This is a genomic window from Candidatus Omnitrophota bacterium, assembly GCA_016209275.1.
In the GTDB taxonomy this organism is placed as follows: Bacteria; Omnitrophota; Gorgyraeia; order Aquiviventales; family Aquiviventaceae; genus JACQWM01.
The window spans coordinates 13,118-36,341 of record JACQWM010000029.1; the positions used below are offsets into that span (position 1 = coordinate 13,118).

A 23,224-nucleotide genomic window follows, 5' to 3' on the forward strand; every position below is an offset into this window, starting at 1 on the left:
ATGGGGATGACGGGCTCCGATGCAAACCGCGCTAGCGCGTATCGTCCCAATAGAGGAACTCGTAGCGGCCCGTGGTCGGGAACGACGGCGGGGTCATGCGCAGCAACCGGATGTCATACACGTAGTCCTTGTCGAATCCGTCTGCGCCTGGCTGGTTGATATTCCACCCCACATAACCACGCCTGTCTTGAATGAGCCCTCCAAATAGATGTAACAGGCCTTTATACCCAAGGTTGTCATTTCGCACATCCCCTGGCACGCTGCCGCCTCCCTTGACATAGAAGGTCTTGAGGGCCATCACCGAGCCATGAATGGTTAGACCAATGTCCGCTCCCGGACCCCCTGCGACGGGCACGCCTACATTAGGCAGTGCTGCTGTATCGACAGCGATGTTGTTTCTCGACACCAAGCCCAGGAGATCGAGGCTCTCCCCTTCGTCGCAGTCGGGGTCGTTCTGACGATCTTCGTCTGTGACCGGGGTGCCGTCTGGGTTGACGCTATCAGGGTTGCACGCATAGACGATATTCCCCTTGATGGTCATGTCGTCATGGCTCGCTAACGTAACCTTTCCATGGAGCTCTCCGCCATTGATGATCACCTCATGGTCTCCGACGATAAGCAGGGGTTCGGTTAGATCCACCACGAGGGCGTCTTGGCCCGCCGGCCTTGACACGGTGATCCCCTTGACCTGGATCTGCCCACCATCGGGAACATCGTCAAGCTCGACCCTAGTCCCTTTGACCGCGATCTCGACGTCGTCATCGTCGGCTGCAAATTTCATCTTGTCCCCCAGCATCGTCACGGTGGTGTCATGCTTCAGACGAAGCCCGTCATCACTGGCTCGCTGGACCAGGTTGGGGAAATCTGACAGCCGGTCTGGCAGGGGGACCTCCTCGACCCTTTTCGGCGGGCTATCTTCATAGCGCGGGGCGCAGGCATCACACTGAATAGCCCCGACATACTCGACCGTGGACTTGAATGTTGGGGTCCCCTTCAGATACAGATTGCCCCCTGTGTAAACGGGTCCATCCATGGTTTCATTCGTGGAAAAGTAGATTACCGCATTGTTCGCATATCGTTTGTAATACATGAGAAACTTTGAAAAGCTCTCCCGCTTCAGGGCAACGGTCACCGTCCGCTGAGAAGGAAATGCGCCGACCGTTGTTCCTGTCGCGCGAATGGTAAAGGTGGCGCTGGAGGGATCGGTGCCATTTTCGTCACCCGGATCCACCGTGACCGTGAAATCGCCAACTCCTGGGAGGCTCAGCGGCGTGGCCACGTCGGGAGTAAAATCATCGGTTGTCCCGCCTTGACACTCTTGAGCCACTTGGTTGCCTGGAAGCGTAGGTTGGCTGCACTCAGGCAGCCGGTTCTGGCTCTTCTCGATCACCCACTGGATGCCTGCATCAAGCCCGGCTTCGGCCAGGGCAAAGGCTTGCTGATTGGCGGCTGAACGCTGGGCAATGCTGCTTTCGTTCATCGCCCGGATCTGGCCAATTGACAGCAGTGTGGCTACTAGCGCGGTGAGCATCAGCGCACTCAGCAGTATCGCCCCTCGTCGTGCCTGTCTCATGACGGTCCTCCTTGCGTTGTTCAGAGTCATCCTCCACTGGTATTGCGGAGTTTCACCTGGGTTGTCACGATACCCGGACTGACCGCGGCCGGACCGCCGGCCATTTGACCGGCCGCCTGCCTGATCTGCAAGCGCACCGTGGCCATCCGACTGTCCTGATCGTACGCAAAGTCCAACAGTTGTGCGTCATTGGCAAGCACGCGTCGACCGCCAGGGACGAGGATGCCACCGGGATTCAAGATCTCTCGGACGAGCTGGGTGCCATTCAATCGGTACTGAAGAAACCAGTTCTCTCGGTGATCCCCACTCAGATCCGGCGCCCCCCAAACCATCTCTGTTACCTCGAACCTGCCCACCTGAAATCTGAGTACGTCGTGGGTGTCCGGGTTAATCCCCCCAGTGGTATCCGTAATCTGCATATGGACATTCGGGGGCCTATTCGGCCTGGCCAGCCGCAGTTCCTCCGCCATGGCATCGAGCGCCTGGCGTGCTTGCTGCTGCGCGTGCACGTAGGCGGCTGAGGTCACCGACGAGCGTTGGGATGATAACATGATCGTGGTCACCGAACCTATCACGAGCGTAAAGAGTAATGCAACCACCAGGATTTCGACGAGCGTGGCACCTTTCACTCGTCTCTTCATCGTCGACAACTCATGACGGTTTGCAACTGCGCAGGCGAGTTCACCACGTTGGGGTCTCCACTGGCCCCAGGGTTGTTCTCGATGAGCAAATTGCCATTCCAGGTACAGTCGCCAATGGTCCGGCTGCGATGGCGCCAGCAGACGGCAATGGTAAGATGGATCGGATCATCGCCAGCTCCGCAAAAGCCCGAGTTATCAGCTTTTTGGCAAGTTACCGCAATAAGCTCATTAGAATCAGGCCGGATGCTTTTCCCGCCACCCCCATTGAGATCCGCAAGCCAAGCATCCCAACTCAGATACGCTACAGGGAGTTGCGGGGGTAGCGCGCTTGGTGTTACACACGCATCGGATGTATTTTGCTGCCGGATGCGCTCCAGCACGCGCCTGGAATCGTTCATGGCCAGCGTGAAGTTGCGGGAGTGCTCATTGAGCACCGTTTGCGAGACGATGGCTCTAAAGAATCCGGCGAGACCTATCACGAGGATGAAGACGCCGATCAGCACCTCCATCGCCGTCATGCCTCCCGTGGTTCGATCTGGCATGGGACACCACTCCCTAAAAACAATTTCGCCGGGTTTCCGATTTGGTGCGCTTACGCGCACGCTCTTTCGGCAACCCGGCGATCCTTGTTCTCTTCGGCAGCCTGGCTATCCGTCGAGCAGGACCCGTGGCTTTCCGACCCTGGATTACTCCAGGTGTGGCTTTATCGTGAGGTACTCGCGTACATATTAACTATATCCCACAACGCTGCGAGTGTCAACACAAATCTTAATAAAAGTTATTGCGAGACTACTCCCACAGTCCCCACGTCGTAGGTCTGCCCGGCACTCAGATCAGGCACGTCCACCACACGAGCCCGAAATGTCGTCGCCGACGCACCACTGGGCGCCCCAAATCCGTCAGGATCCTCAAGGATGCGTGTCTCCGGAGGCTCCACCCGAAACTGGTAGCGTCCTGGAGGAATGCCCGGCAGCTCAAAGCGCCCAGCGGCATCCGAGCGGCGCTGGCGATCCACCAACCCGCTAAATCCGGTGAGGACCGTCTTGTTGGTCGCTCGATCGATCACGCGCAGGCTCGCCCCGATCAGCGGTGCATCGCCACGCACCACGCGCCCGGTGAGTGTCGCGGTGGCGCGTTCCAATGGAGCCTCGGCGTTGGGATACAAGACCGCCAGGCCGACGAGGTCATCGTTGCTGAGCACTGGCAAGTGGCTGACCATCGTCATGACACTCGGGGCCACCGAATGGCCCAGCCCAAGACAATGGCCGATCTCGTGCATGATGATGCTCTTGACCTCAGGCAGCGTAAAGGGCGCCCGGGGCTGCACCAGGATATCGCAGTCCGCGGCAAAGACAAATGCGCGGCCGACGACCAACACCCCCTGACGCGCAGCACCTGGGGCCGGCCAAAAAATCACGTTCTGGCCGTCGGGCTGTGCTGAGGTTTTTTCGGGATCGTTGATGATGTCACCGACGCGAAACGACAGCCCGACCGACTCCATCTGCCTCCACACCTTCAGCGCATCCTGCACCATCTGCCGCATCTGCGCCTCGGAGTAGGCGGCCGGCGCATTGGCCATGTTGATGGTGAAGGCGACCGGCTCCCCCTTCGGCCAGCGGGTGCGCTGTGCCCGCAACCCGAAGGCCTCGCCTCGATGCGGTGGCAGCACGAAGAAGACGACTAAGACGGTGGTGACCAAGTGGCTGGGTGGCCGGGTGGCCGGGAAAACTCTTTGGCCACTTGGCCACCTGGCCACTTGGCCACTGCTTAGCGTTTTCGGAGTGCTACTCATGCGGCGCCAGAAACTTATAGCCGACATTGCGGACGGTGTCGATGTAGGCCGCTCCGCGCAGCTCGATTTTGGCGCGCAGCCGGCGGATGTGCACATCGACGGTGCGCGTGCCCCCGTAGTAATCATAGCCCCACACCTTATCGAGGAGGACTTCGCGGGTAAAGACCTTGCCCGGGTGGGTCACGAGAAATTTCAACAGCTCAAACTCTTTGTAGGTCAAATCGGCCGGCTCGCCGTGCACATGCACTTCGTACCGCTCGAAATCGATCACCAGGCCTTGATGGGAGAACCCGTTTTTCACTTCGATGCGGTCCGATTTCCAGAGCAAAAATTTCAGGCGCTGCATGAGGCGAGCCGCGCTCACCGGCAGGGTGAGGTAGTCGTCCATGCCCCACCCCACATCGAGCCGCCCGAGCTGCGCTTCGGTGACCAGTAACATCAGCGGCAGCTCCTTCAGCGGCCGCTCGCGTTTCAGCGCGCGGCAAAGCTTTGACGGTTCGGTGGCACAGCGCTCCAGATCCACGACCACGACATCCAGCGACGACGGCGGAATCCAGCGCTCCTGCAGGAACTCCGAGGAGGCCACCGGGTCGAGGGTAAAGCCCTGCTGGAGCAGCTCGGATTTGAGCGGCTTTTTCGTCTTCCAGTCGTCCGTGATCAAAAGGACACGATACATCGTTAGTGGCCGGGTGGCCGGGTGGCCGGGTGGCCGGAAAAACTCTTTGGCCACTTGGCCACCTGGCCACTTGGCCACTCTTCTTGGTAGCGGTTCGTAATGGGCATGCGCCGATCTTTTCCGAAGGCGCGCGGCGTAATCTTCACCCCGGGCGGCGCTTGGCGCCGCTTGTATTCGGAGCGGTCGACCATCGCCACCACGCGCCGCACCACAGCGGCGGGGGTGTGGGTGCGGCGAACCGTGGCCTCAAGGCTTCGATCCTCCTCGACGTAGGCTTTCAGAATCCGATCGAGCGCAGGATAGGGCGGCAGCGTATCCTGATCAGTCTGATGCGGGGCGAGCTCCGCCGTCGGCGGACGGGTAAAGATGCGCCGCGGGATCGGAGCACCTTGGCGGCGGTTGCGGAACTCCGCCAGCCGGTACACGAGCATCTTCGGCACATCTTTGATCACGGCAAAACCGCCGGCCATGTCGCCGTAAAGCGTGCAGTAGCCCGTGGCCATCTCGCTTTTATTGCCCGTCGTCAGCACGAGCCAACCGAACTTGTTGGAGAGCGCCATCAGCAGATTCCCGCGGATGCGGGCTTGGATATTCTGCTCCGTGACATCAGGGGCGTGCGCGCCAAACACGGGCCGCAACATCTGCAAGTATGCCCGAAACACCGGCTCAATTGACAGATCCATCTGCCGAATGCGCAGGGCCTTCGCCAGAGCCCGCGCGTCGGCTTGGGTGCCGCGCGAGGAAAACCGCGAGGGCATCACGACCCCGACGACGCGATCCGCCCCCAGCGCGTCGACGGCGATGCAAGCGGTGAGGGCGGAGTCAATGCCGCCGGAGAGTCCCAGCGCCAGTGTTGCAAACCGGTTCTTACGCGCATAATCGCGCAGGCCGAGGGTCAGGGCCTCGTAGACCTCCTCGACCGCTCCGAGCGGATGCGGACGCGGCGCCTGCCGCAGGGGACGCTCGCGCCAGCGGTGCGGCAAGCGCACCGCGCTGGCACCTCCCCGCAGAGATCCGACCGCTGCGCTCGGCAGCGGCAGGTCCGCCACGAGAAGCTTCTCCCGGAACTGCGCGCCCCGTGCTAGCAGACGGCCGCGCGCATCGAAGATGAGGCTGCCGCCGTCAAAGACCAATTCGTCCTGGCCGCCGATCAGGTTGCAGTAGGCGACCGCCAGATGATGGCCGGCCGCGCGCTTCGCAAACAGCCACTCGCGCAGCGCTAATTTGTCGGCGTGATAGGGGCTGGCGGAAATATTGATGACCAGCCGGGCCCCGCGATCCGCCAGCACGGCGCACGGCTGCGGCTCCCATAGGTCCTCGCAAATCGTCAGGCCGATCCGCACCCCGCCCAATTCCAGCAGGCCCGGGTCGCTGCCTGGCGTAAAGTAGCGTTTCTCATCAAACACCCCGTAGTTCGGCAGATGCCGCTTGCGATACGTCGCCGCGTGCCGGCCGGAGGCCAGGACGGCCATCGCATTGTACAACCGTCCCTGGCGATCGCGATCCACGAAACCGACCAAGGCGGCCAGCGACGACGGGACGCGGCGGGCCAGCGCGGCCAAGACCCGCTGATTGGCCGTAATGAACTGGGGCTTGAGCAGCAGATCCTCCGGCGGGTAGCCGGTCACGGCCAACTCCGGCACCGCCACGATATCGGCTTGCCAGGCCGCCGCCTGGCGGATGGCATCATCGATCCGGCGCTGGTTGCCCTCAAGGTCGCCGACGGTCAAGTTGAGTTGGGCTAAGGCTAGCCGCAGCGTGGGCATGTTAGGGGACAAACAATCATTATAGCAAATCAAGGCCATATCAGATATGAAATGGCCATTTCATATCTGATATCGCTCGTGATGGGGCCATATCAGATATCAAATGGCCATTTGATATCTGATATCGTAGTTAGGTGGGGAGGGGGAATTCCGCGGATTGGCCGTTATGGAAGGGAGACAGGCCTGATCACTTGCCTGCGCCGATGAGAAGGAAATCCGTGCCCATCGCGACGAAGAATCCGATCAGCAGCCCAATGCCCACCACGGCTTCCTCTTTCAGCTGGCGCCCAAGGTGCAGCAGCTCGCCGATGATATAGAGGATCGTTCCAGACGCGAGGGCAAGGCAGAAGGCTTCAAGAGACTCATTAACCCACCAGCCCCCGATGATCGTCCCGAGGAATGTCGGCCCGCCGGCGATGAGCGCAGTCAGCGACAGAAACCCCCAGCTGACCTGATGGCCGGAGAGCGGGGCGGCAATGCCGAAGCCTTCGGTGGCGTTATGCAGCGCAAAGCCGATCGCCAGCAGCCAAGCCAACTGCATGGCTCCGCCGGCATAGCCTTGGCCGATCGCCAGCCCTTCAGAGAAGTTATGCAGCCCTAAACCGATCGCGATCATCATCGCGATTTGTTTCGCGCGTGTCTTGGAAGCCGCGCCGTTTTTCGCCGCACCCAAAAACCGCCATTCGAAGTAGACCAGCCCCAGCAATCCCAGCGAAAAGCCGACCACGAAGAGTCCGCCGTATTGGACAGCACCCGTCAACGCCGTCCCGTGCTCCACCGCCGCCTCGATCAATTCTTCGATCTCTTCGAGGAGATGCCCGGTGATCTCCACGAGCAAGAAGATGAGCACGCCGGTGGCGATGGCGTTGAGGAACCCTTTGGTCTTCGCTGAGACGTGTCGCAGACGGGCAATCGGCAGCCCCAGCACAATCGTTCCCCCAGCCAACAGACCCAGCAACAGCTGTGTGACGTCCATTACGATCCTCCCGAAATTAGCTGAAAGGTGATCGGAATCTCCACCCAGACGGCCACTGAGCTCATGCCCCGCTTCGCTGGCTTAAACTGCCACTGCCGCACCGCCTTCAGGGCGGCGGCATCGAGGAGGGACGAGCCTGAAGAGGAGAGCACGTCCAGCTGACCGCAACGGCCCGTGGACAGCACCTCCGTCCTCAAGATGACGGTGCCTTCGTCGCCTCGTTGACGCGCCAGCCAGGGATAGACCGGTGCCGGGTTGCGCAGATAGCCTGGCAAGATCTCGCTGAGCGCTCCGTGCGATTCCGGTGTCACAAGACTCTGCGGCGCTGGCTCAGGCGGCGGCATGGCATCCAGCGGCAACTCCGATGGCGGTTCCGTCGCTTGGGGGACGACCACCACCTGAGGAGTGCTCGGTGCCGGCCGTGGCGCCAGTAGGCGAATCTCAAGACTCGTCGGCGCTCGCTCCACATCGAAGGCCACCGGGCTGGTGGTCGGCCATCCGAACAACGCGCCCGCATGGAGCCCCACCGAGAGGCCCAACGCCGTCCTCAGCACGCCGTTCATGATTCATCCTGCGCGATTTGGAACGACACCCGCTGCAAGCCGGCGGTGCGTACGGCATCCAAGACGGCCATCACCGTGCCGTGCGCCACCTGGCGGTCCGCATTGATGGTCACGAGAGGATCAGCCATCTGCTGCGGCCGCTGCCGCAGCGCATCAGGAAGACTCGGCACCGTAACCGGCTCCTGATTCAGAAACACCGCGCCCTCGGCGGTCACGGTGATGGTCAGCGGCTCATCGTTGGGCGCGCTCACCGCCGTCTCCGCCGTGGGCAGAGCCACCAGCAACCCTTGCTGCATCGTCATCGAGAAGACCCCGAAGATGAAAAAGACCAGCAGCAGGAAAAACATGTCGATCAGCGGGATCATCTCGACCCGCGGACGTTTAGACACGAATGGCTTCACCAGCATGTTTCGATCTGCCCTTCTGGTAGAGGATCTGGAAATTCGTCACGTGCGTGGAAATCTGGCTGGCCGCATCTTCCACCTTGGCGCAAAAATAGTTGTATGCAACAACCGTGGGAATCGCGATGGCGAGCCCTACCACGGTCGTGATGACCGCCTGCGCGATGCCTGAGGCGACGATTTTTGGATCCGGGATCCGGCCCTCCAGCGCTCCAAAGGCCACAAGGATGCCGGTGACTGTCCCAAAAATCCCTAACAGCGGGGCCACGGTGATGATCGTATCCAGGACACCTAGATAGCGTTTCATCCGCTTCAGCTCCGCCTGCACCGCCACCTCCAAAGCTCCCTCCAAGGAGAAGTGATGATGGCTCAGTCCGTTGACGAGGATTCGCGCGACCGCATCCTGAGACCCTTGGGCTGCTGCGCTCGCCTCATCAAAAAGTCCCCCTTCGGCGAAATGCAGCAGCTTGTGAATGAGCGCCGTATCTTGCGCTTGGCGCTCCATGACCCAGAAGACCATGCGCTCGATGACCACGCCAAGCGCAATGATGGAACACAAGAGGAGGGGCCACATGACCGGCCCGCCCTTCACGAACCAATGCCACATCGCCTTCTCCTGTTAGAACGCAAAGCCGACCCGCACGCCGCCGTAGATGTTCCGCTCGTAGGCCGGATCAATCCCCCCGCTGGTCACGCGAGCGTAGTACCGCTCATCAAAAAGGTTGTTGATCCCGCCAACAAGGCTCACATATTCTTTGTAGAGCCGGATCTCGCCGGTGAGATCCCACACCTTGTACGAGGGAATGGTTTGGTTGGCGGTGTTGCCGTCATCGCCGAAGTGATCGTCCACAAACGCGCTGCCCAGGCGCGCCTTCACGCGATCCTTGAAGGCGTACTCCACGCCGAAGCGCATCGTGTACTGGGGCGCATACTGCGGCGTCTTCCCCTGTTGCGGCCCCTTGGTGAACTTGGCATCCAGCAGCATGAGGTTGAAGAAGGGGCGCAGCGTGCCATACCAGCCGATGAGATCGGCGTCGACGGCCAACTCCACGCCTTGATGGAGGGCATTCCCGACATTCGCCACCGTGTTGCCGGAGGTGCCAATCTGATCATTGAATCGCAACAGAAAATAGCTCATATCCCAGGTGAGGGCTTGCGCATACCGGCCCCGCATCCCGACATCGAAAGTCCAACTCTTCCCCTCCGCCAGGTCGCCGCTCACCACTTGGGTCGCTCCGGTCGGGACCGCCTGAGTAAAGAGCTTCGGCCGATACCCTTGGGAGAAATTGCTATACAGCCGCGTTTCAGGTGTGAGATCGTAGCCCGCCCCAACGCCAAACAGCGGCACGAAATCAAACTCATCCGCATCGCCCAGCGCCACATGTGTCTTGCTCGTATTCGCCTGCTCTTTCACATGCTGCCAGATATGCTCCAGCCGCACCCCCGGGGTGACCGACAGCGATCCTAGACGGAAGAGGTGCTCGGCAAAGAGCGACAGGTACTGCATCTGCCGATCGCTTTTGTTGGTCAACGCGCCGGTTTCTGCCGCCGGGGTCGCGCCAGTTTGATCTTCGCGTGGCGAGTCAGAAAAATACGACAGCAGCCCCACGGTGAAGGCGTGTCCCAGCTGCCCAAAGGCGTCGTAGCTGTGCCGGAATCGCGGCTCCATGCCAAACGTGTAGAAATCTTGCTCTTGGATGGCGTTGGTGGTCCCTGTCGGCGCCGTGCCAAACCCGCCGCCGTTCTGGCGTTTGCTCCAGCGTCGATAATGCCCGCCGAAGATCCGAAGATCCAGCTCGGTGCGCTCTCCCATCGATCGCTCATAGCGCAAGGTGCCATAGGCGCGTTCAAGACGAAATCGGTCATTGAATCGCGTGGTCCGGTCGCGCCCTTCGCTATCCGCCACGGTTTTCGTCAGCCCCCCCGGCTCGCCATGCTCTTCGCGATACTCGTCAAAAGAGAGGGCGAGCCTGGAGTCCGTCGTCTGTCCGTAGGTCGCCGTCACACCGCCGCCCAAGACCTCCACGTCGCTGTTCGTTTCGCGAAAGCCGTTCGTTTCTCGTTCATGGACATAGCCGCGGAAGCCTAGCGGCTTGACCATGCCGGTCAGCGTGGTGTAGTGCGAAAACAACTCATCGGTCCCAAAGCTGTTTTCGCTGTAGATAGCCAACGGGGTATCGGCCGCCGGCGGCTTGGTGATAAAATTCAGCGCTCCGCCTGGTTGCGGCCCGTACAGCAATGAGGCCCCCCCCTGGATGAACTCGATCCGGTCGATACTCTGAAAAGGCGGGGTGTAATACACTTCAGGGTAGCCGAAGATTTCCGCCTGAATCGGCATCCCGTCTTTGAGTACTTGCATAAACTGCACCCGATCCGGGGCCAGGCCGCGATAGCCGATGCTCAGCAGCGGGGTGGTTTCTTCACTCAGCAGCAATCCAGGCGTTTTCTCCAAGGCCTGCCGGTAGTTGTTGTTGATGATCGTCGGCTGAGCCTTCAAGTCGATCACCGCGGTTTTCTTTCCAGCGTAGAGGGAAGTGCCGGCGACGTCGGGCAAGAAGGGTTGGCTGCTCTGAAGTTCCTCGGCTTGGACTCTCACCTCTTCCAGGCGAGGCGTCTTTTCCGCAGCGGATTCCGACGCCCACCACCAGGGCAATACCAGCGCCAACCAAACAACTCTTCGACATTCCATGGGATTCCTCTCGGCGCTCAGCGGCCGAATGCTGGTCCATGGCTTCCGGTCGTCCGGTCAGCCTGCGACGATGTCTCATGAGAGCCTCCTGCGGGCAGGTCGGCGTGCGGCGAGACGAGTCGAATCTTCTCTGCCTTTTCAATTTGCACCACATGAGAATCGTGAATGGTAATTTGGACACAGCCATACTGAATGCTGCTGATGGCCCGCGCAATCTGTGCTAAGACATCGGGCGAGAGCGCGCGAGGCGAGGCGGTCATTACGCCACCACCTCTTCCACATGCAAGTGCGGCGGATGGAGTCTTGCCAACGAGGCCGGAGCGATCCGCTGGCAGCGTTGGCACAGCCCGTAGAGCTTATGCGTATGGGACAAGAGCTGATACTTGAACCGCTTGACCACCGCGTCTTGCAGATCTTCGATCCGCGGCTCCTGGAATTCGATGATTTCCCCGCACCGCACGCACATCAGATGATCATGGTGCGCTTTGCCGAAGGTGACTTCGTAGTTTGGCGGGCCGTAGCGGAAATCGTGCTTCTCCACCGCCCCCGCCTGATGCAGCAGGGCCAGGGTGCGATAGACCGTCCCTCGCGCCACGGATGCATCGATGCGGCGCACATCGTTGACCAGGCCTTCAGCCGTAAAATGAAGAAATTTGACCGCCCGGCGAGTGATCAGTCGGCGCTCCGCGGTCAACCGTATCCCATGGCCCTTCAGCAGCTGTTCAACCTTCTCGAGTCGTTGGCTCATATTTGAGACTTAGTCTCAACTAGAATACTCAAACATGACACTTGTGTCAACTTTTATTTTAAAAAAATCGCCTGGGGTATTCCCCAGGCGCTGCGTGCCTCAATCACCCAATCACTGAATCACTCAATCACTGATCAATCGCTTCCACCCCCGTAATTTCCGGCACCTCAGCGCGGATCGCGCGCTCGATGCCCATCTTCAAGGTCATCGTCGACGACGGGCAGCCGACGCAGGCCCCGATGAGGCGGACCTTGACCACGCCGTCCACCACGTCGACGAGCTGGATGTCGCCGCCATCCATCTGGACGGCCGGACGAATGCGATTGATCACCTGTTCTACACGGTCTTTCATCCTGGTCTCCTTGATGAACTTCCCGTCGCTGGTTTTAAGCTTAGCACATCTTTGACCGCTTGGCCAATGGCGGCGGGGCTTTCCACGATGGTCACACCGGCGGCGCGCAGCGTGGCCATCTTCTCCACCGCGGTGCCATGAGCTCCAGCGATGATCGCCCCGGCATGGCCCATCCGCTTTTCTTTCGGTGCCATCCGCCCCGCGACAAATGCAAAGACCGGTTTCGTCACGTGGGCTTTGATATAGGCGGCGGCCTCCTCTTCTTCCGTGCCACCGATTTCGCCGATCATGACGATAGCCTCGGTCTGCGGATCCTGTTGCAGCAGCGGCAGCAGATGAACGAAGCTCGTACCTAGCACCGGATCGCCGCCGATCCCAATGCAGGTGGATTGGCCCAAACCGGCTTGTGTGAGTTGATAGACCGCATCGTACGTCAGCGTCCCGCTGCGCGAGAGGACGGCGACTGATCCCGGCCGGTGGATATAGCCTGGCATGATGCCGACCTTGCACGCCCCCGGCGTGATCAACCCTGGGCAATTCGGGCCGATGATGCGAATGGATGTTCCCGCTATTCGGCGACGGATCTTGAGCATGTCGATGGTCGGAATGCCCTCGGTAATAATGACGATGAGTCGAAGCCCGGCTTCGATCGCCTCGACCATGGCGTCATAGGCAAATTTCGCCGGCACAAAAATGACCGAGGTGTTCGCACCGGTAGCTTGCACGGCTTCCTTGACCGTGTTGAACACTGGGACATTGTGGATTTTCTCGCCGCCCTTCTTTGGCGTGACCCCGGCCACGACGGAGCCTGGCGCGTATTCCACCATTTTCTCGGTGTGAAAGGCGCCCGCCTGGCCGGTGATGCCCTGCACGACCACCCGTGTATCCTTACCAACTAAAATGCTCATATCAATTTCGTTCCAGGTTCCAGGTTCCAGGTTTGCCGCCAACGTGAAACTTGAAACCTGAAACGTTATTTGGCAAGTTCCACGACTTTGCGGGCGGCGGCTTCGAGCTCATCGACGCTGATCAGGTTCAACCGTTTGGCCTGGGTGAGCAGGCGGCGGCCTTCCTCAACATTCGTCCCCTGCAAGCGGACAACGATGGGAACTTTCACGTCGAGTTGCTCGGTCGCATTGAGCAGCCCTTGCGCGATCCAGTCGCAGCGCATGATGCCGCCGAAAATGTTCACCAACACGGCTTTCGCCTTCGGATCGGCGAGGATGATCGAAAAGGCGTTGGCCACCTGCTCGACATTCGCTCCGCCGCCCACGTCGAGAAAATTGGCCGGCTCCCCGCCGCAGAGTTTGATGATGTCGTTCGTCGCCATCGCCAATCCGGCCCCGTTGACCAGGCAGCCGATGTTTCCGTCCAGGCCGACATAGGAAATGCCGATCTTCGCGGCGTTCAGCTCCAGCGGATGCTCTTGGCTTTCATCGCGCAGGGCCGCGAGCTGCGGATGGCGAAACAGCGCGTTATCATCGAGGGTGACTTTGGCATCCAGGGCGAGCAACCGCTGATCGCTCGTAATGATCAGCGGGTTGATTTCAATCAAGGAGGTGTCGGCGGAAAGAAACACGTTCCACATGCCGCGGACCACGCTCGCACAGGATTCCGTCAGCGCTCCGGCGCACCCTAACGCTGCCGCGAGGCGATCGACCATGGGGTCCTGCACGCCGCCAATGATATCCACCGGCTCGCGGAGAATCGCCGCAGGCGTCGTCGCCGCGACCTCTTCGATATCCACACCGCCTCGCTGGCTGGCCAGGAACATCGGACGCGCGTTGAAGCGGTCAATGGTCAGGGCCAGGTACAACTCCTTGGCCGGCTCAATGCGCTCATCAATGAGAACGGCGGAAACGGGCAGCCCTTGGGGGCCGGTTTGCTTTGTCACGAGCCGCCGCCCCAGCAAGCCGGCGGATTTCTCAGCGGCTTCTGCCGCGCTGCCGGCCACCAGCACCCCGCCGGCCTTGCCCCGGCCGCCAGCGTGAAGCTGGGCTTTGATGTTCGCGGCGCACGGCGTGGGATGGCCAAGCTCTCGTCGGAGGGTCTCGTACGCGGCGGAGGCTTCTTGAGGGGTCTTGGCGACATGCCCTCGCTGGATGGGAATGCCGGCCGAGGCAAAGAGCTGCTTCGCCTGATACTCGTGGAGCTTCATGCGCGACTCCGGCCACTTGGCCACTTGCCTGCCCGCCGAAGCCTTGGCGGAGGCGGGGCCACTTGGCCACGCGTCGTCATTTGCGTTGAGCGAGGGGTGTCACTTTCAAATCGCGGGGGCCGATGTAGGCGGCGAGCGGGCGGATGAGGCGGTTGTCGGCGGCCTGCTCAATGATGTGCGCGGACCACCCAGCACTCCGCGCGACCGCAAACATGGTCGTAAACAGCTCGGTGGGAATGCCCAGGTAGTGCAGCAGCGAGGCGGAATAAAAATCCACGTTGATATAGAGCCCCTTGGCCTTGAAGACCGCTTCCTGCAGCCGCTCGGAAATCTCATACCACTTCAACTCGTTGGCGGCCTGGCCCAGCGGCCTGGTGAACGCTTTCAAGTGCTTGGCGCGGGGGTCTTCCCCCTTGTAGACGCGGTGGCCGAAGCCCATGAAGCGCTTGTGATCCGCCAGCGTTTTGTGCACGTACGTTTCCACCTGATCCGCGCCGCCGATTTCCAGCAGCATCTCCATCGCCTTGCGGTTCGCCGCGCCATGCAGCGAGCCCTTCAGCGCCCCGATCGCGCCGGCGACGGCGGAATAGTAGTCGGCGCGCGTGGAGACGATGACGCGCGCGGCAAAGGTGGAGGCATTGTAGCTGTGGTCGGCCAAGAGGATGAAATAGGCATCGAGCGCTCGGGCTTGCGGCTCGCTCGGCTCTTCGCCGTGCAGCATATAGAGGAAGTTGGCCGCATGAGCCAGGCCGGATTTTGGGGGCACGAGGGGAGCGCCGCTGCGGATGCGGGCGATGGCGGCGACGAGGCTCGACATCTTGGCGATCGTGCGGACGGCCTGGCGCTGCATCACCTCCGCGGACTCGGCATCGGCTTCCGGATCATCGAGCCCGAGGAATGAGACCGCCGTGCGCAGCAGCCCCATGGGGTCGGCCCGGTACGGCAGGCTCTGCAGGCACGCCAGGACTTGCGGCTCCAGAGCGCGCGAAGAGTCAAGCTGCTTGGTCCAATCGGCCAGCTGGCTGCGTGTCGGCAAGGCGCCAAAGAGGAGCAAATAGCTGACCTCTTCGTATGTGGTCTTGCCGATCAACTCATCGATGTTGTAGCCGCGGTACACCAATTGGCAGCGCTGGCCGTCGACATCGGAAATGGCGGTCTCGCCGGCGACGACGCCTTCAAGGCCTTTGGCGATGATCGGCGCAGCCGTCGGCGCGGGCGCGGGCGCGGCCGCGGGAGCCGCCGGTTTCGCTTGCAGCGCGGCAAGCGCTTGCATCCCCTCGCTGACTTGCCGGGCGGAGGCGGCGAGGGCGGCGTGCTCGGCCTCGCTGAGCGGCAGCTCGACGACGCGCTCAATGCCATGAGCGCCGAGCTGCACCGGCACGCCGATGCACACATCGCGCAATCCGTATTCACCGTGCAGCAGCGCGCAGGCCGGCAGCACCTCATGCGTATCGTTCAGGATCGCCTGCGCCATCAGCACAGCGCTGCTGGCCGGCGCGTAAAAGGCGCTGCCCTGCTTGAGCAGATTGACAATCTCCGCGCCGCCGTTTTTCGTCCGCTCCAGCATCGCGGCGAGCTCCGCCTCCGGCAGGCGCGAATCAATCGGCTGATGATCCACCTGAATAGAGTGCGGCAGCGGGACCATGAGATCGCCGTGCGAGCCGAGGACCATCGCTTCGACACTGCGCGGAGCGACTTGCAGCCGCTCCGCGACAAACGCCCGCAGGCGCGCGCTATCCAAAACCCCGGCCATGCCCATGACGCGCTCGCGGGGAAACTTCGTCTTCTCAATGGCGAGGGCCACCATCATGTCGAGGGGATTCGTCACGACGATGACGACGGCCTCCGGGGCCAGCTGCGCGATGCGCTCCGCGATGGGCCCGACGATATTGGCGTTGGCGAGGAGCAGGTCATCCCGCGACATGCCGGGCTTGCGGGCCAACCCTGCGGTGATGATGGCCAGGCGGCTGCCGGCGAGGGCGGCAAGATCCGTCGTGCCGCGAATCGACACGGAGAACCCCTCGACCGGGGCTGACTCAAACATGTCAAGGGCTTTGCCCTTGGCTAGCCCATCGACGACGTCAATGAGGGTGATATCCGCGAGGCCTTTGAGGGCGAGCAGGTGGGCCGTGGTGGCCCCGACTTGTCCAGCGCCAATCACGGTGACACGAGGAAGCGACATGCGGACTTACAATTTCGTTAGGACGTGAACTCCCAGCCCGATACAGGACATGCCCACGAGGGTCCACCCGAACCATGCGGCGGCGGCCCACAACCATGAGCAGCCCATCGCCAGCTGGGCAAATCCTCCCACAAACCGCGCATCCCAGCCTTCCAGAACACCGGTGGATCTTGAGAGGATCCGCCCATGGACGCGCTGAGCGTCATGCACCATGTGCCGGGCCAGCAGCACCCCAATCCCGACCGACAACACGCCGATCGTCACAATGAGGCCGCTAACCACGTAGGTAGGCATCGCTGAAAGATATTGCCAGTGTAGCAAAGCCGCTTCCAAGCGTCAACCTGTCGTGGACGATAGATGGGCGCTGGTCCTGGACACATGCAGCCTAAGATGTGCAGACTAAGGTAGCGCAGGTTTAAACCTGCGCTACCTTAGCTGCGGTTTTTGCTGACAGCTGATCGCTGAGGGCTAGCTGTCAGTTATTTTTCTTGCCACAACGAGGACAGCTTCTGACGCAGCGTGGCTTTCGCGCCAGCCTGGGCGAGCATCGACTGCCACTGCACCCCCATCGCTTCCAGCACGGCGTCGGCGGCCTTGTCCATCTTGGGTCCCCACGCCTTCTGAAGCTTTTGCTTCAAGATATCAACCTGGACTTCTTTCATCGCGGTGAAAAACGCGCAGGACCACATGCCGGTTGCACAGTCGATCGGATCGCCGCTGCACCCTGGCGTGCCGCAAGGGCAGCCCTTGCCTGATGTTGGGCAGCAATCCTGCGATGAAGTTTCCACGTCACACGACCCTGAGTCACATCGTCCAGACATTGTTTCGCTCCTTTGGCTTCCCGTGGAGACAGTCCCCACGGGGACTGTCTCCATTACGCGCCGATGACGCCATCTCCCATGACACCCACCTCCTTTCTGCGCTGGTTGTAATACCAACTAGTTGGTTTTTAACGAACGATTAAAAAGCCTCCCCTGATTATCGCGGCGTCCTCTCAAACAACGACTGCACATACCGCCGAAGGTGGCCCAAGCTCTGCTCTTCAATAGACGGATCGCGCTTGGCCTTCGCCAAGATCTTCGCCCCTTCCATAATGGCAATAAAGTGGTCGGCCAGGCTTTGCGTATCAATGGCCGCTTTCGGGGCGTGCTTCGCCTTGGCCGCATCCAAATCCTGCTTGAGCCACTGCGCCCAGCGCGCAAACGCTTTCGCGCACTGATCCCGCATGGCCGGGTTCGTTTCCGAGAGCTCCTGCGCAAACGTGCCCAACAAACACCCTTGCTCTGTCCCGCACTGTGCGGCCATCTTGATGCCGAAATCAATGAAGGCGTACACGCGCCGCAGCGGATCGACGTCAACCCCGCCAACCGCCGAGCGCATCTGTTCGCCGGCATGACGGCAGAACCGCTCGAGCAATTCCCTGCCAAGATGCTCCTTGCTCTCAAAATAGTGGAAGAAGCTGCCCTTCGTCAGTTTGGCGGCTTCGCAGATTTCATCCACGGTCGTGGCGGCATAGCCTTGGGCGAGCATCAGCTTCTCGGCGGCCTCGAGGAGGCGATCCTTGGTCGGCGAATCAGTCAGCGCGGCTTTAGCCATGGCACATACCAGTTAGTATGTTTATACGCTATCGGGGCGCGCCCTGTCAAGAGGCGTTTTCCCTGGCCTGCATCAATAGCTGGTCGGTTCCAATCGCACCTTGCCCCGGAAGATCCAGTAAATGCTCACCGTATACGCCAGCACCATCGGCATGCCCAGCAGCGCGATGGCCAGCATGATGCGCAACGTCTTCGGCGAGGAGGCGGCATTATAAATCGTGAGGCTGTGCTCAGGCAACGGGTTGGAGAGCACGATATTCGGATAGATCCCGACCCCGAAGAGGGCCAGCAGCGCGGCGATGGCGGCACAGGAAGACAGAAACGCTCGGAACTCCCTGCCGAAATAGATTTCCCTGGGGATATTGGCGATCGCGAGCATATTCAATACCGGCAGCGCAAACAGCCAGGGGTGTTCCCGGATGTTCACCGGCATATGCGGCATGTAGACCAGTGTGGCCATGGTCGTGGCGGCATAGCAGATGATGAAGAAAATCATCGCGCGCTGCACCCAGCTTTTGGCCCGGCGCTGCAGTTTGCCTTCGGTTTTCATGACGAGATAAATGGCGCCGTGCATCTGAAAAAGTGCGAGGGTCGTGATACCAACCAGCAGCGCGTACGGATTGAGCAAGCCGAGAAATGAGCCGGCGAATTCATGCTCGGCGGTCAGCGGCACACCGCGCGCGATATTCCCCAAGGCGATCCCAATGAGCAGGCTGCACAGGATGCTGCTTGCGCTAAAACTCATATCCCACATCGCGCGCCACCATCGCATGGGCTGCTTGCTGCGAAACTCAATCGCCACCGCGCGGAAGATCAGCGCGGCGAGCAGCAGCATGAGCGCCGTGTAAAATCCTGAGAAGACCGTCGCGTACACCATGGGAAAGGCAGCGAAGAGCGCACCGCCCCCGGTCACGAGCCACACTTCATTGCCGTCCCAGACCGGGCCGATGGCATTGAGCATGAGCCGCCGCTCCTCATCGGTCTTGCTGAACAGATGCAGCGACCCGACCCCCAAATCAAAGCCATCCAGCATGGCATAGCCGGTCAGCAACGCGCCGACGAGCCAGAACCAGAGGGTGGGAAGATCGAAACTAAAAGGCATGGCGGGTGTAGACGCCGGAGGCTTCGTCTTCCGCCGGTCCCCGGCGGATTTTCTGATCCAAGAGAAAAATAAACAGCGCGAAGAGCAGGACGTAGATCACGGTAAACATGATCAGCGACGACAATACCGCCGAGGCGCTCACGACTTTCGAAACCCCCTCGCTCGTGCGCATCAGTCCATAGACGATCCACGGCTGCCGGCCGATTTCCGCCGCGGCCCAGCCGAGCTGATTGGCGATCTGCGGCCCGAGCACCGAGAAGACAAAGCACCATAAGAGCCAGCGTCGATCGAACAGGCTGCCGCGCCACAGATGCCACCATCCTAAGACGCTCAAGCCCAACAAGGCGCCCCCAATGATCACCATCCCGTGAAACGCTTGAAAGGTGACATTCACCGGCGGCCAGTCGCCAGGCGGCGCGGACTCCAGACCGGTGAGAGGATGCGTCGGATCCCCGGAGACGAGCCAGCTCAACAACCCCGGCACCGCTATGCCGTGCACGCGCCGCTGCGTTTCATCCACCCAGCCGATCAAGTGCAGCGGAGCCGGCGCTGAGGCTGAATAATGGCCCTCAAACGCCGCCAACTTCAGCGGTTGATGGCGAGCCACCACCACACCGCTCGCATGCCCGGTCAGCACCTGCAAGATGGAAGCGACGAGTGCCGCGGTCAACCCGATGCGCATTGAGGATTTGGCGAAGGCCAGATGTCGGCGCTTCAACAAATAATACGCGCTGACACTCAGCACGAGAAACGCCCCGGCCTGCCACGCCCCCATCAGCACGTGAGCCAGGCGCTGCATCGATGAAGGATTAAACACCATCGCCCAAAAATCAGTGATCTCTGCTCGGGCCATTCCACCATGGTCCACAATATGAAATCCCGCTGGGGTTTGCATCCAGGAGTTGGCGACGACGATCCACACCGCGCTGAACATCGAGCCGAGGGCGACCATGACGGTGGAGAAAAAATGCATCCGGGGGCTGACGCGATTCCACCCGAAGATCAGCACCGCGAGAAACCCTGACTCGAGAAAAAAGGCGAAAATCCCCTCGGCCGCCAGCGCACTGCCAAACACATCGCCTACGTAGCGCGAATACGTCGCCCAATTGGTGCCGAACTCAAACTCCATCACGATGCCCGTCGCCACCCCCATGGCAAAGGTCAGCGCAAAAATATTCACCCAAAACTTGGCCATCTGATGATAGAGCGGCTTGCGCGTTTTCAGCCACAACCCTTCCATGATCACGAGGATGACGCCGAGGCCGATGGAGAGCGGCGGGTAGAGATAGTGGAAGCCGATCGTCAGCGCAAACTGCAGCCTGGACAGCCACACGACATCCATGGGAGTATCCTAGCAAAAAACAGCCTTCATCTCATCTACAGGCTATGTGCATTGTTCCGGCTGGAATAACTTTTTGTTGACTCCGTCTCAAGAAAATACTATTATCGAAAGTAAATAGAAAACTCTACCGGTAGGGAAACAACCGCAAAATGACGCTCACCAAGAGACAAAAGCAAGTCCTCGATTTCATCAAGAGCTTCATCAAGAAGTACGACTACGCGCCCTCCCTGGAAGAAGTCAAAAAGCATCTGGGGCTTGCCTCTGTCTCGACCGCTCATTTCCACGTTCAAACCCTGCAGCAGAAGGGTTTTCTTCGAAAGGACGACAATCGGCCACGGGCCATTGAAATCAGCAAGAACGGCGGAGCCAACGTCCGAGAAATCCAGTTGGCAGGCACCATCGCGGCCGGCCAGCCCATCGAAGCAATCGAGGGCCACGACACCATTCAGGTTCCCGCGCTCTTGGTGCCAAACAAAGGCCGCAAGTATTTTGCGCTCAAGGTCAAGGGCGACAGCTTGATTGAGGATGGCATTCTGGACGGCGACGTCGTCATCGCGGAGCAAACCAGCACCGCCAAAAATGGCGACCTGGTCGTCGCGCTGACTGAAAATCACGAGGCGACCTTGAAGTATTTCTACAAAGAGAAAAGCCGCATTCGGCTTGAGCCGCGCAACCGCGCCCTCAAGCCGTTGTTTCTAAAAACCTGTATGGTCCGAGGAAGGTTTGTTTCGCTCCTCAGAGGGATATGAAATAGTCTGTGCCCGCTGGTGTTGTCCTTCGGTATGATGGAGTAAGAATTGTATGAGTGTTCCGCACCCAATTCCATATCAAGGTAGCAAACGCGCTCTTGCCGCCGCCATTCTCTCCTACTTTCCACCCAACACAAACAGGCTTGTAGAACCTTTTGCCGGATCAGCTGCCATTTCACTCGCCGCTGCCTATCACAGAAAAGCAAGCCGTTTTCTTCTGAATGATACGAATCCTGCTCTGATGAGTTTGTGGCGAGGAATCATTAACCAGCCGGAGTCAATTGCTCGGGAGTACCGGAAGCTTTGGGAGGCTCAGCTAGGACAAGAGAGAGGGTACTACGACCTGATTAGACAGCGGTTCAATACGATGCAACGGCCAGACCATTTCTTATATTTACTTGCACGGTGCGTCAAGGCTTCGGTTCGCTACAATTCCTATGGGGAGTTCAATCAAAGCCCAGATAATCGCAGGAAGGGCACTAACCCAGTAACGATGCGGGCACACGTCGTAAGGGCATCTCGGCTCCTCGCCGACAAGACACAAATTACGTGCAGGGACTACTTAGATGTACTTCGAGACGTTAAACGGGATGATGTTATCTATATGGATCCTCCATATCAAGGGGTTTGTGGTGAGAGGGATCAGAGATACATTAGCAAAGTTGCGTTTGATTTTTTTGTCAAAGCTCTTCAGAACCTTAACGACAGGAAGATCTTTTATATTTTGAGTTACGATGGACGGACTGGTTCGAAAAAATACGGGCGTCCCCTTCCGAAGAATCTTACTCTAACGCACATCGAAGTCGATGCCGGAAGATCAACTCAATCAACTTTGCTCGGGCGAAACGCAAGAACTTATGAATCCATCTATTTGTCTCCTTCATTGGTCGCCGTGCTTGAGAAGTTAACTCCGACAACTCAGCCTCTTGAGCCTCAAGAACAGCTGATCTTCGCAGAGGCCTTATGAGGAAAGGACAGAAACTTCCTGCGAAATTCTTAGAGGCGCTAAAAGCCGTTACGAACAAGCGCCCAAGAATCGTTATTGAGCATATCCTCAAACATGGCTTTATAACCACAGAAGAGCTTGAGTCAAAATATGGATATAGCCATCCTCCGAGAGCCGCGCGCGACGTACGGGAACAAGGAATTCCGCTTGAGACCGTTCGAGTCAAGAGTAAGGGGGGTCGGAGCATCGCAGCTTACAGGTTTGCCGATTTCAGTAAAGTTCGAGAAGACCGAATAGACGGCAGGCAAGTATTTTCGAAGCTATTTAAGAAAAAGCTGGTCAAGGAATCCAGTTGCCGCTGTTATATCTGTCTGGAGAAGTACGAAGAAAGATACCTCCAGGTAGATCATCGAATTCCGTATGAAGTATCTGGGGATGCGGCATCCGAAATGCGACATCCTCGTGAGTACATGCTGATCTGTGGTTCCTGTAATAGAGCGAAATCGTGGTCGTGTGAGCATTGTTCAAATTGGCTGGAACAAAAATCTCCCCAAGTCTGTCTCTCTTGCTACTGGGCCAGCCCAGAGTCTTATAAACACATAGCCCTGAGACGCATCAGAAGACTTGATGTGATCTGGACTGACCATGAAGTGGAGGTTTACGAGCGCCTTAAGAGGCGCACCGAAATTGTTCAACAACATATGCCAGACTACGTCAAGGCTGTGATCAAGAAACACTTGGACGCATAAGAAGCAGGGTTTGGTTAGGTTAGTAGGCAACCGCTGGATGATTGGGCCCAAGTGATTTTCGAGGAGGTATCGGGAATGAGCGGCGGGCAAATCCGAAATCGATGTCATGCTTGCGGCGGGAGTGGAGTGCTGGCCCCTGCCATGCCCTCGTGTAAGATTCTGGCGCGGAAGGAGCCGTGGATCGTGGTCGAGAAATGCGACGCTTGCGATCGATACGTTGATGA

The 23,224-nt window shown here is 59.6% G+C and carries 24 protein-coding genes and 1 riboswitch; of the genes, 2 read left to right on the plus strand and 22 right to left on the minus strand.

The genetic code is table 11. The annotated features are described in order from the left end of the window. Positions 1-31: 31 nt before the first annotated feature. From HY737_04275 to HY737_04380, 22 genes are all read right to left on the minus strand, one after another. Positions 32-1,573 (minus strand): DUF4900 domain-containing protein, encoded by a 1,542-nt coding sequence (locus tag HY737_04275; protein MBI4597602.1) that lies wholly within the window; start codon positions 1,571-1,573, stop codon positions 32-34. Between the two features lie 26 nt (positions 1,574-1,599). Beyond that, positions 1,600-2,214 carry a hypothetical protein gene (locus tag HY737_04280; protein MBI4597603.1) on the minus strand — a complete coding sequence of 205 codons (615 nt, stop codon included), beginning with the start codon at positions 2,212-2,214 and terminating at the stop codon, positions 1,600-1,602. Then, positions 2,211-2,732, minus strand: coding sequence for a hypothetical protein (locus HY737_04285; GenBank protein ID MBI4597604.1), 522 nt, complete (start codon positions 2,730-2,732; stop codon positions 2,211-2,213). The genes HY737_04280 and HY737_04285 overlap by 4 nt, the downstream gene beginning before the upstream one ends. Before the next feature lie 89 nt (positions 2,733-2,821). Next, positions 2,822-2,926, minus strand: a riboswitch (cyclic di-GMP riboswitch). A gap of 66 nt (positions 2,927-2,992) precedes the next feature. Then, positions 2,993-3,913: a matrixin family metalloprotease gene (locus tag HY737_04290; GenBank protein MBI4597605.1), complete on the minus strand. Its 921-nt coding sequence runs from the start codon at positions 3,911-3,913 to the stop codon at positions 2,993-2,995. A gap of 85 nt (positions 3,914-3,998) precedes the next feature. Then, positions 3,999-4,682: a response regulator transcription factor gene (locus tag HY737_04295; protein MBI4597606.1), complete on the minus strand. Its 684-nt coding sequence runs from the start codon at positions 4,680-4,682 to the stop codon at positions 3,999-4,001. 2 nt (positions 4,683-4,684) lie between these two features. Continuing rightward, a complete protein-coding gene (locus tag HY737_04300; GenBank protein MBI4597607.1) occupies positions 4,685-6,448 on the minus strand; it encodes an NAD+ synthase in 1,764 nt (587 codons plus the stop codon). A gap of 187 nt (positions 6,449-6,635) precedes the next feature. After that, positions 6,636-7,424: a ZIP family metal transporter gene (locus HY737_04305; GenBank protein ID MBI4597608.1), complete on the minus strand. Its 789-nt coding sequence runs from the start codon at positions 7,422-7,424 to the stop codon at positions 6,636-6,638. Then, entirely contained in the window at positions 7,424-7,987 is a 564-nt protein-coding gene (locus tag HY737_04310) for an energy transducer TonB (protein ID MBI4597609.1), read from the minus strand. The genes HY737_04305 and HY737_04310 overlap by 1 nt, the downstream gene beginning before the upstream one ends. Continuing rightward, positions 7,984-8,376, minus strand: coding sequence for a biopolymer transporter ExbD (locus tag HY737_04315; protein MBI4597610.1), 393 nt, complete (start codon positions 8,374-8,376; stop codon positions 7,984-7,986). Before HY737_04315 ends, HY737_04310 begins: the two co-directional genes overlap by 4 nt. Continuing rightward, complete coding sequence (locus HY737_04320; protein ID MBI4597611.1) at positions 8,369-8,995, minus strand: MotA/TolQ/ExbB proton channel family protein; 627 nt, start codon at positions 8,993-8,995, stop codon at positions 8,369-8,371. Before HY737_04320 ends, HY737_04315 begins: the two co-directional genes overlap by 8 nt. 12 nt (positions 8,996-9,007) lie before the next feature. After that, positions 9,008-11,053 carry a TonB-dependent receptor gene (locus HY737_04325; protein MBI4597612.1) on the minus strand — a complete coding sequence of 682 codons (2,046 nt, stop codon included), beginning with the start codon at positions 11,051-11,053 and terminating at the stop codon, positions 9,008-9,010. 41 nt (positions 11,054-11,094) lie between these two features. Beyond that, a complete protein-coding gene (locus tag HY737_04330; GenBank protein MBI4597613.1) occupies positions 11,095-11,337 on the minus strand; it encodes a YezD family protein in 243 nt (80 codons plus the stop codon). After that, entirely contained in the window at positions 11,337-11,825 is a 489-nt protein-coding gene (locus HY737_04335; GenBank protein MBI4597614.1) for a transcriptional repressor, read from the minus strand. The genes HY737_04330 and HY737_04335 overlap by 1 nt, the downstream gene beginning before the upstream one ends. A gap of 127 nt (positions 11,826-11,952) precedes the next feature. Next, positions 11,953-12,177: a NifU family protein gene (locus tag HY737_04340; GenBank protein ID MBI4597615.1), complete on the minus strand. Its 225-nt coding sequence runs from the start codon at positions 12,175-12,177 to the stop codon at positions 11,953-11,955. Beyond that, positions 12,174-13,085, minus strand: coding sequence for a succinate--CoA ligase subunit alpha (sucD, locus tag HY737_04345; GenBank protein MBI4597616.1), 912 nt, complete (start codon positions 13,083-13,085; stop codon positions 12,174-12,176). Before sucD ends, HY737_04340 begins: the two co-directional genes overlap by 4 nt. Before the next feature lie 65 nt (positions 13,086-13,150). Continuing rightward, complete coding sequence (sucC, locus tag HY737_04350; protein MBI4597617.1) at positions 13,151-14,335, minus strand: ADP-forming succinate--CoA ligase subunit beta; 1,185 nt, start codon at positions 14,333-14,335, stop codon at positions 13,151-13,153. 76 nt (positions 14,336-14,411) lie between these two features. After that, entirely contained in the window at positions 14,412-16,517 is a 2,106-nt protein-coding gene (gene mdh, locus HY737_04355) for a malate dehydrogenase (GenBank protein MBI4597618.1), read from the minus strand. A 6-nt stretch (positions 16,518-16,523) separates the two neighbouring features. Further along, positions 16,524-16,811: a hypothetical protein gene (locus HY737_04360; protein MBI4597619.1), complete on the minus strand. Its 288-nt coding sequence runs from the start codon at positions 16,809-16,811 to the stop codon at positions 16,524-16,526. Positions 16,812-16,996: 185 nt separating this feature from the next. Continuing rightward, positions 16,997-17,206, minus strand: coding sequence for a hypothetical protein (locus tag HY737_04365; GenBank protein MBI4597620.1), 210 nt, complete (start codon positions 17,204-17,206; stop codon positions 16,997-16,999). Positions 17,207-17,495: 289 nt separating this feature from the next. After that, positions 17,496-18,113, minus strand: coding sequence for a TetR/AcrR family transcriptional regulator (locus tag HY737_04370; protein ID MBI4597621.1), 618 nt, complete (start codon positions 18,111-18,113; stop codon positions 17,496-17,498). 72 nt (positions 18,114-18,185) lie between these two features. After that, positions 18,186-19,214: a cytochrome d ubiquinol oxidase subunit II gene (gene cydB, locus HY737_04375; GenBank protein MBI4597622.1), complete on the minus strand. Its 1,029-nt coding sequence runs from the start codon at positions 19,212-19,214 to the stop codon at positions 18,186-18,188. Further along, complete coding sequence (locus HY737_04380; protein MBI4597623.1) at positions 19,204-20,556, minus strand: cytochrome ubiquinol oxidase subunit I; 1,353 nt, start codon at positions 20,554-20,556, stop codon at positions 19,204-19,206. Before HY737_04380 ends, cydB begins: the two co-directional genes overlap by 11 nt. Positions 20,557-20,705: 149 nt before the next feature. Between HY737_04380 and lexA the strand changes: the two genes are divergently transcribed. After that, positions 20,706-21,305 carry a transcriptional repressor LexA gene (lexA, locus tag HY737_04385; GenBank protein MBI4597624.1) on the plus strand — a complete coding sequence of 200 codons (600 nt, stop codon included), beginning with the start codon at positions 20,706-20,708 and terminating at the stop codon, positions 21,303-21,305. A 52-nt stretch (positions 21,306-21,357) separates the two neighbouring features. Beyond that, positions 21,358-22,272, plus strand: a complete 915-nt coding sequence (locus HY737_04390) for a DNA adenine methylase (protein MBI4597625.1) — start codon at positions 21,358-21,360, stop codon at positions 22,270-22,272. Positions 22,273-23,224: the final 952 nt, after the last annotated feature.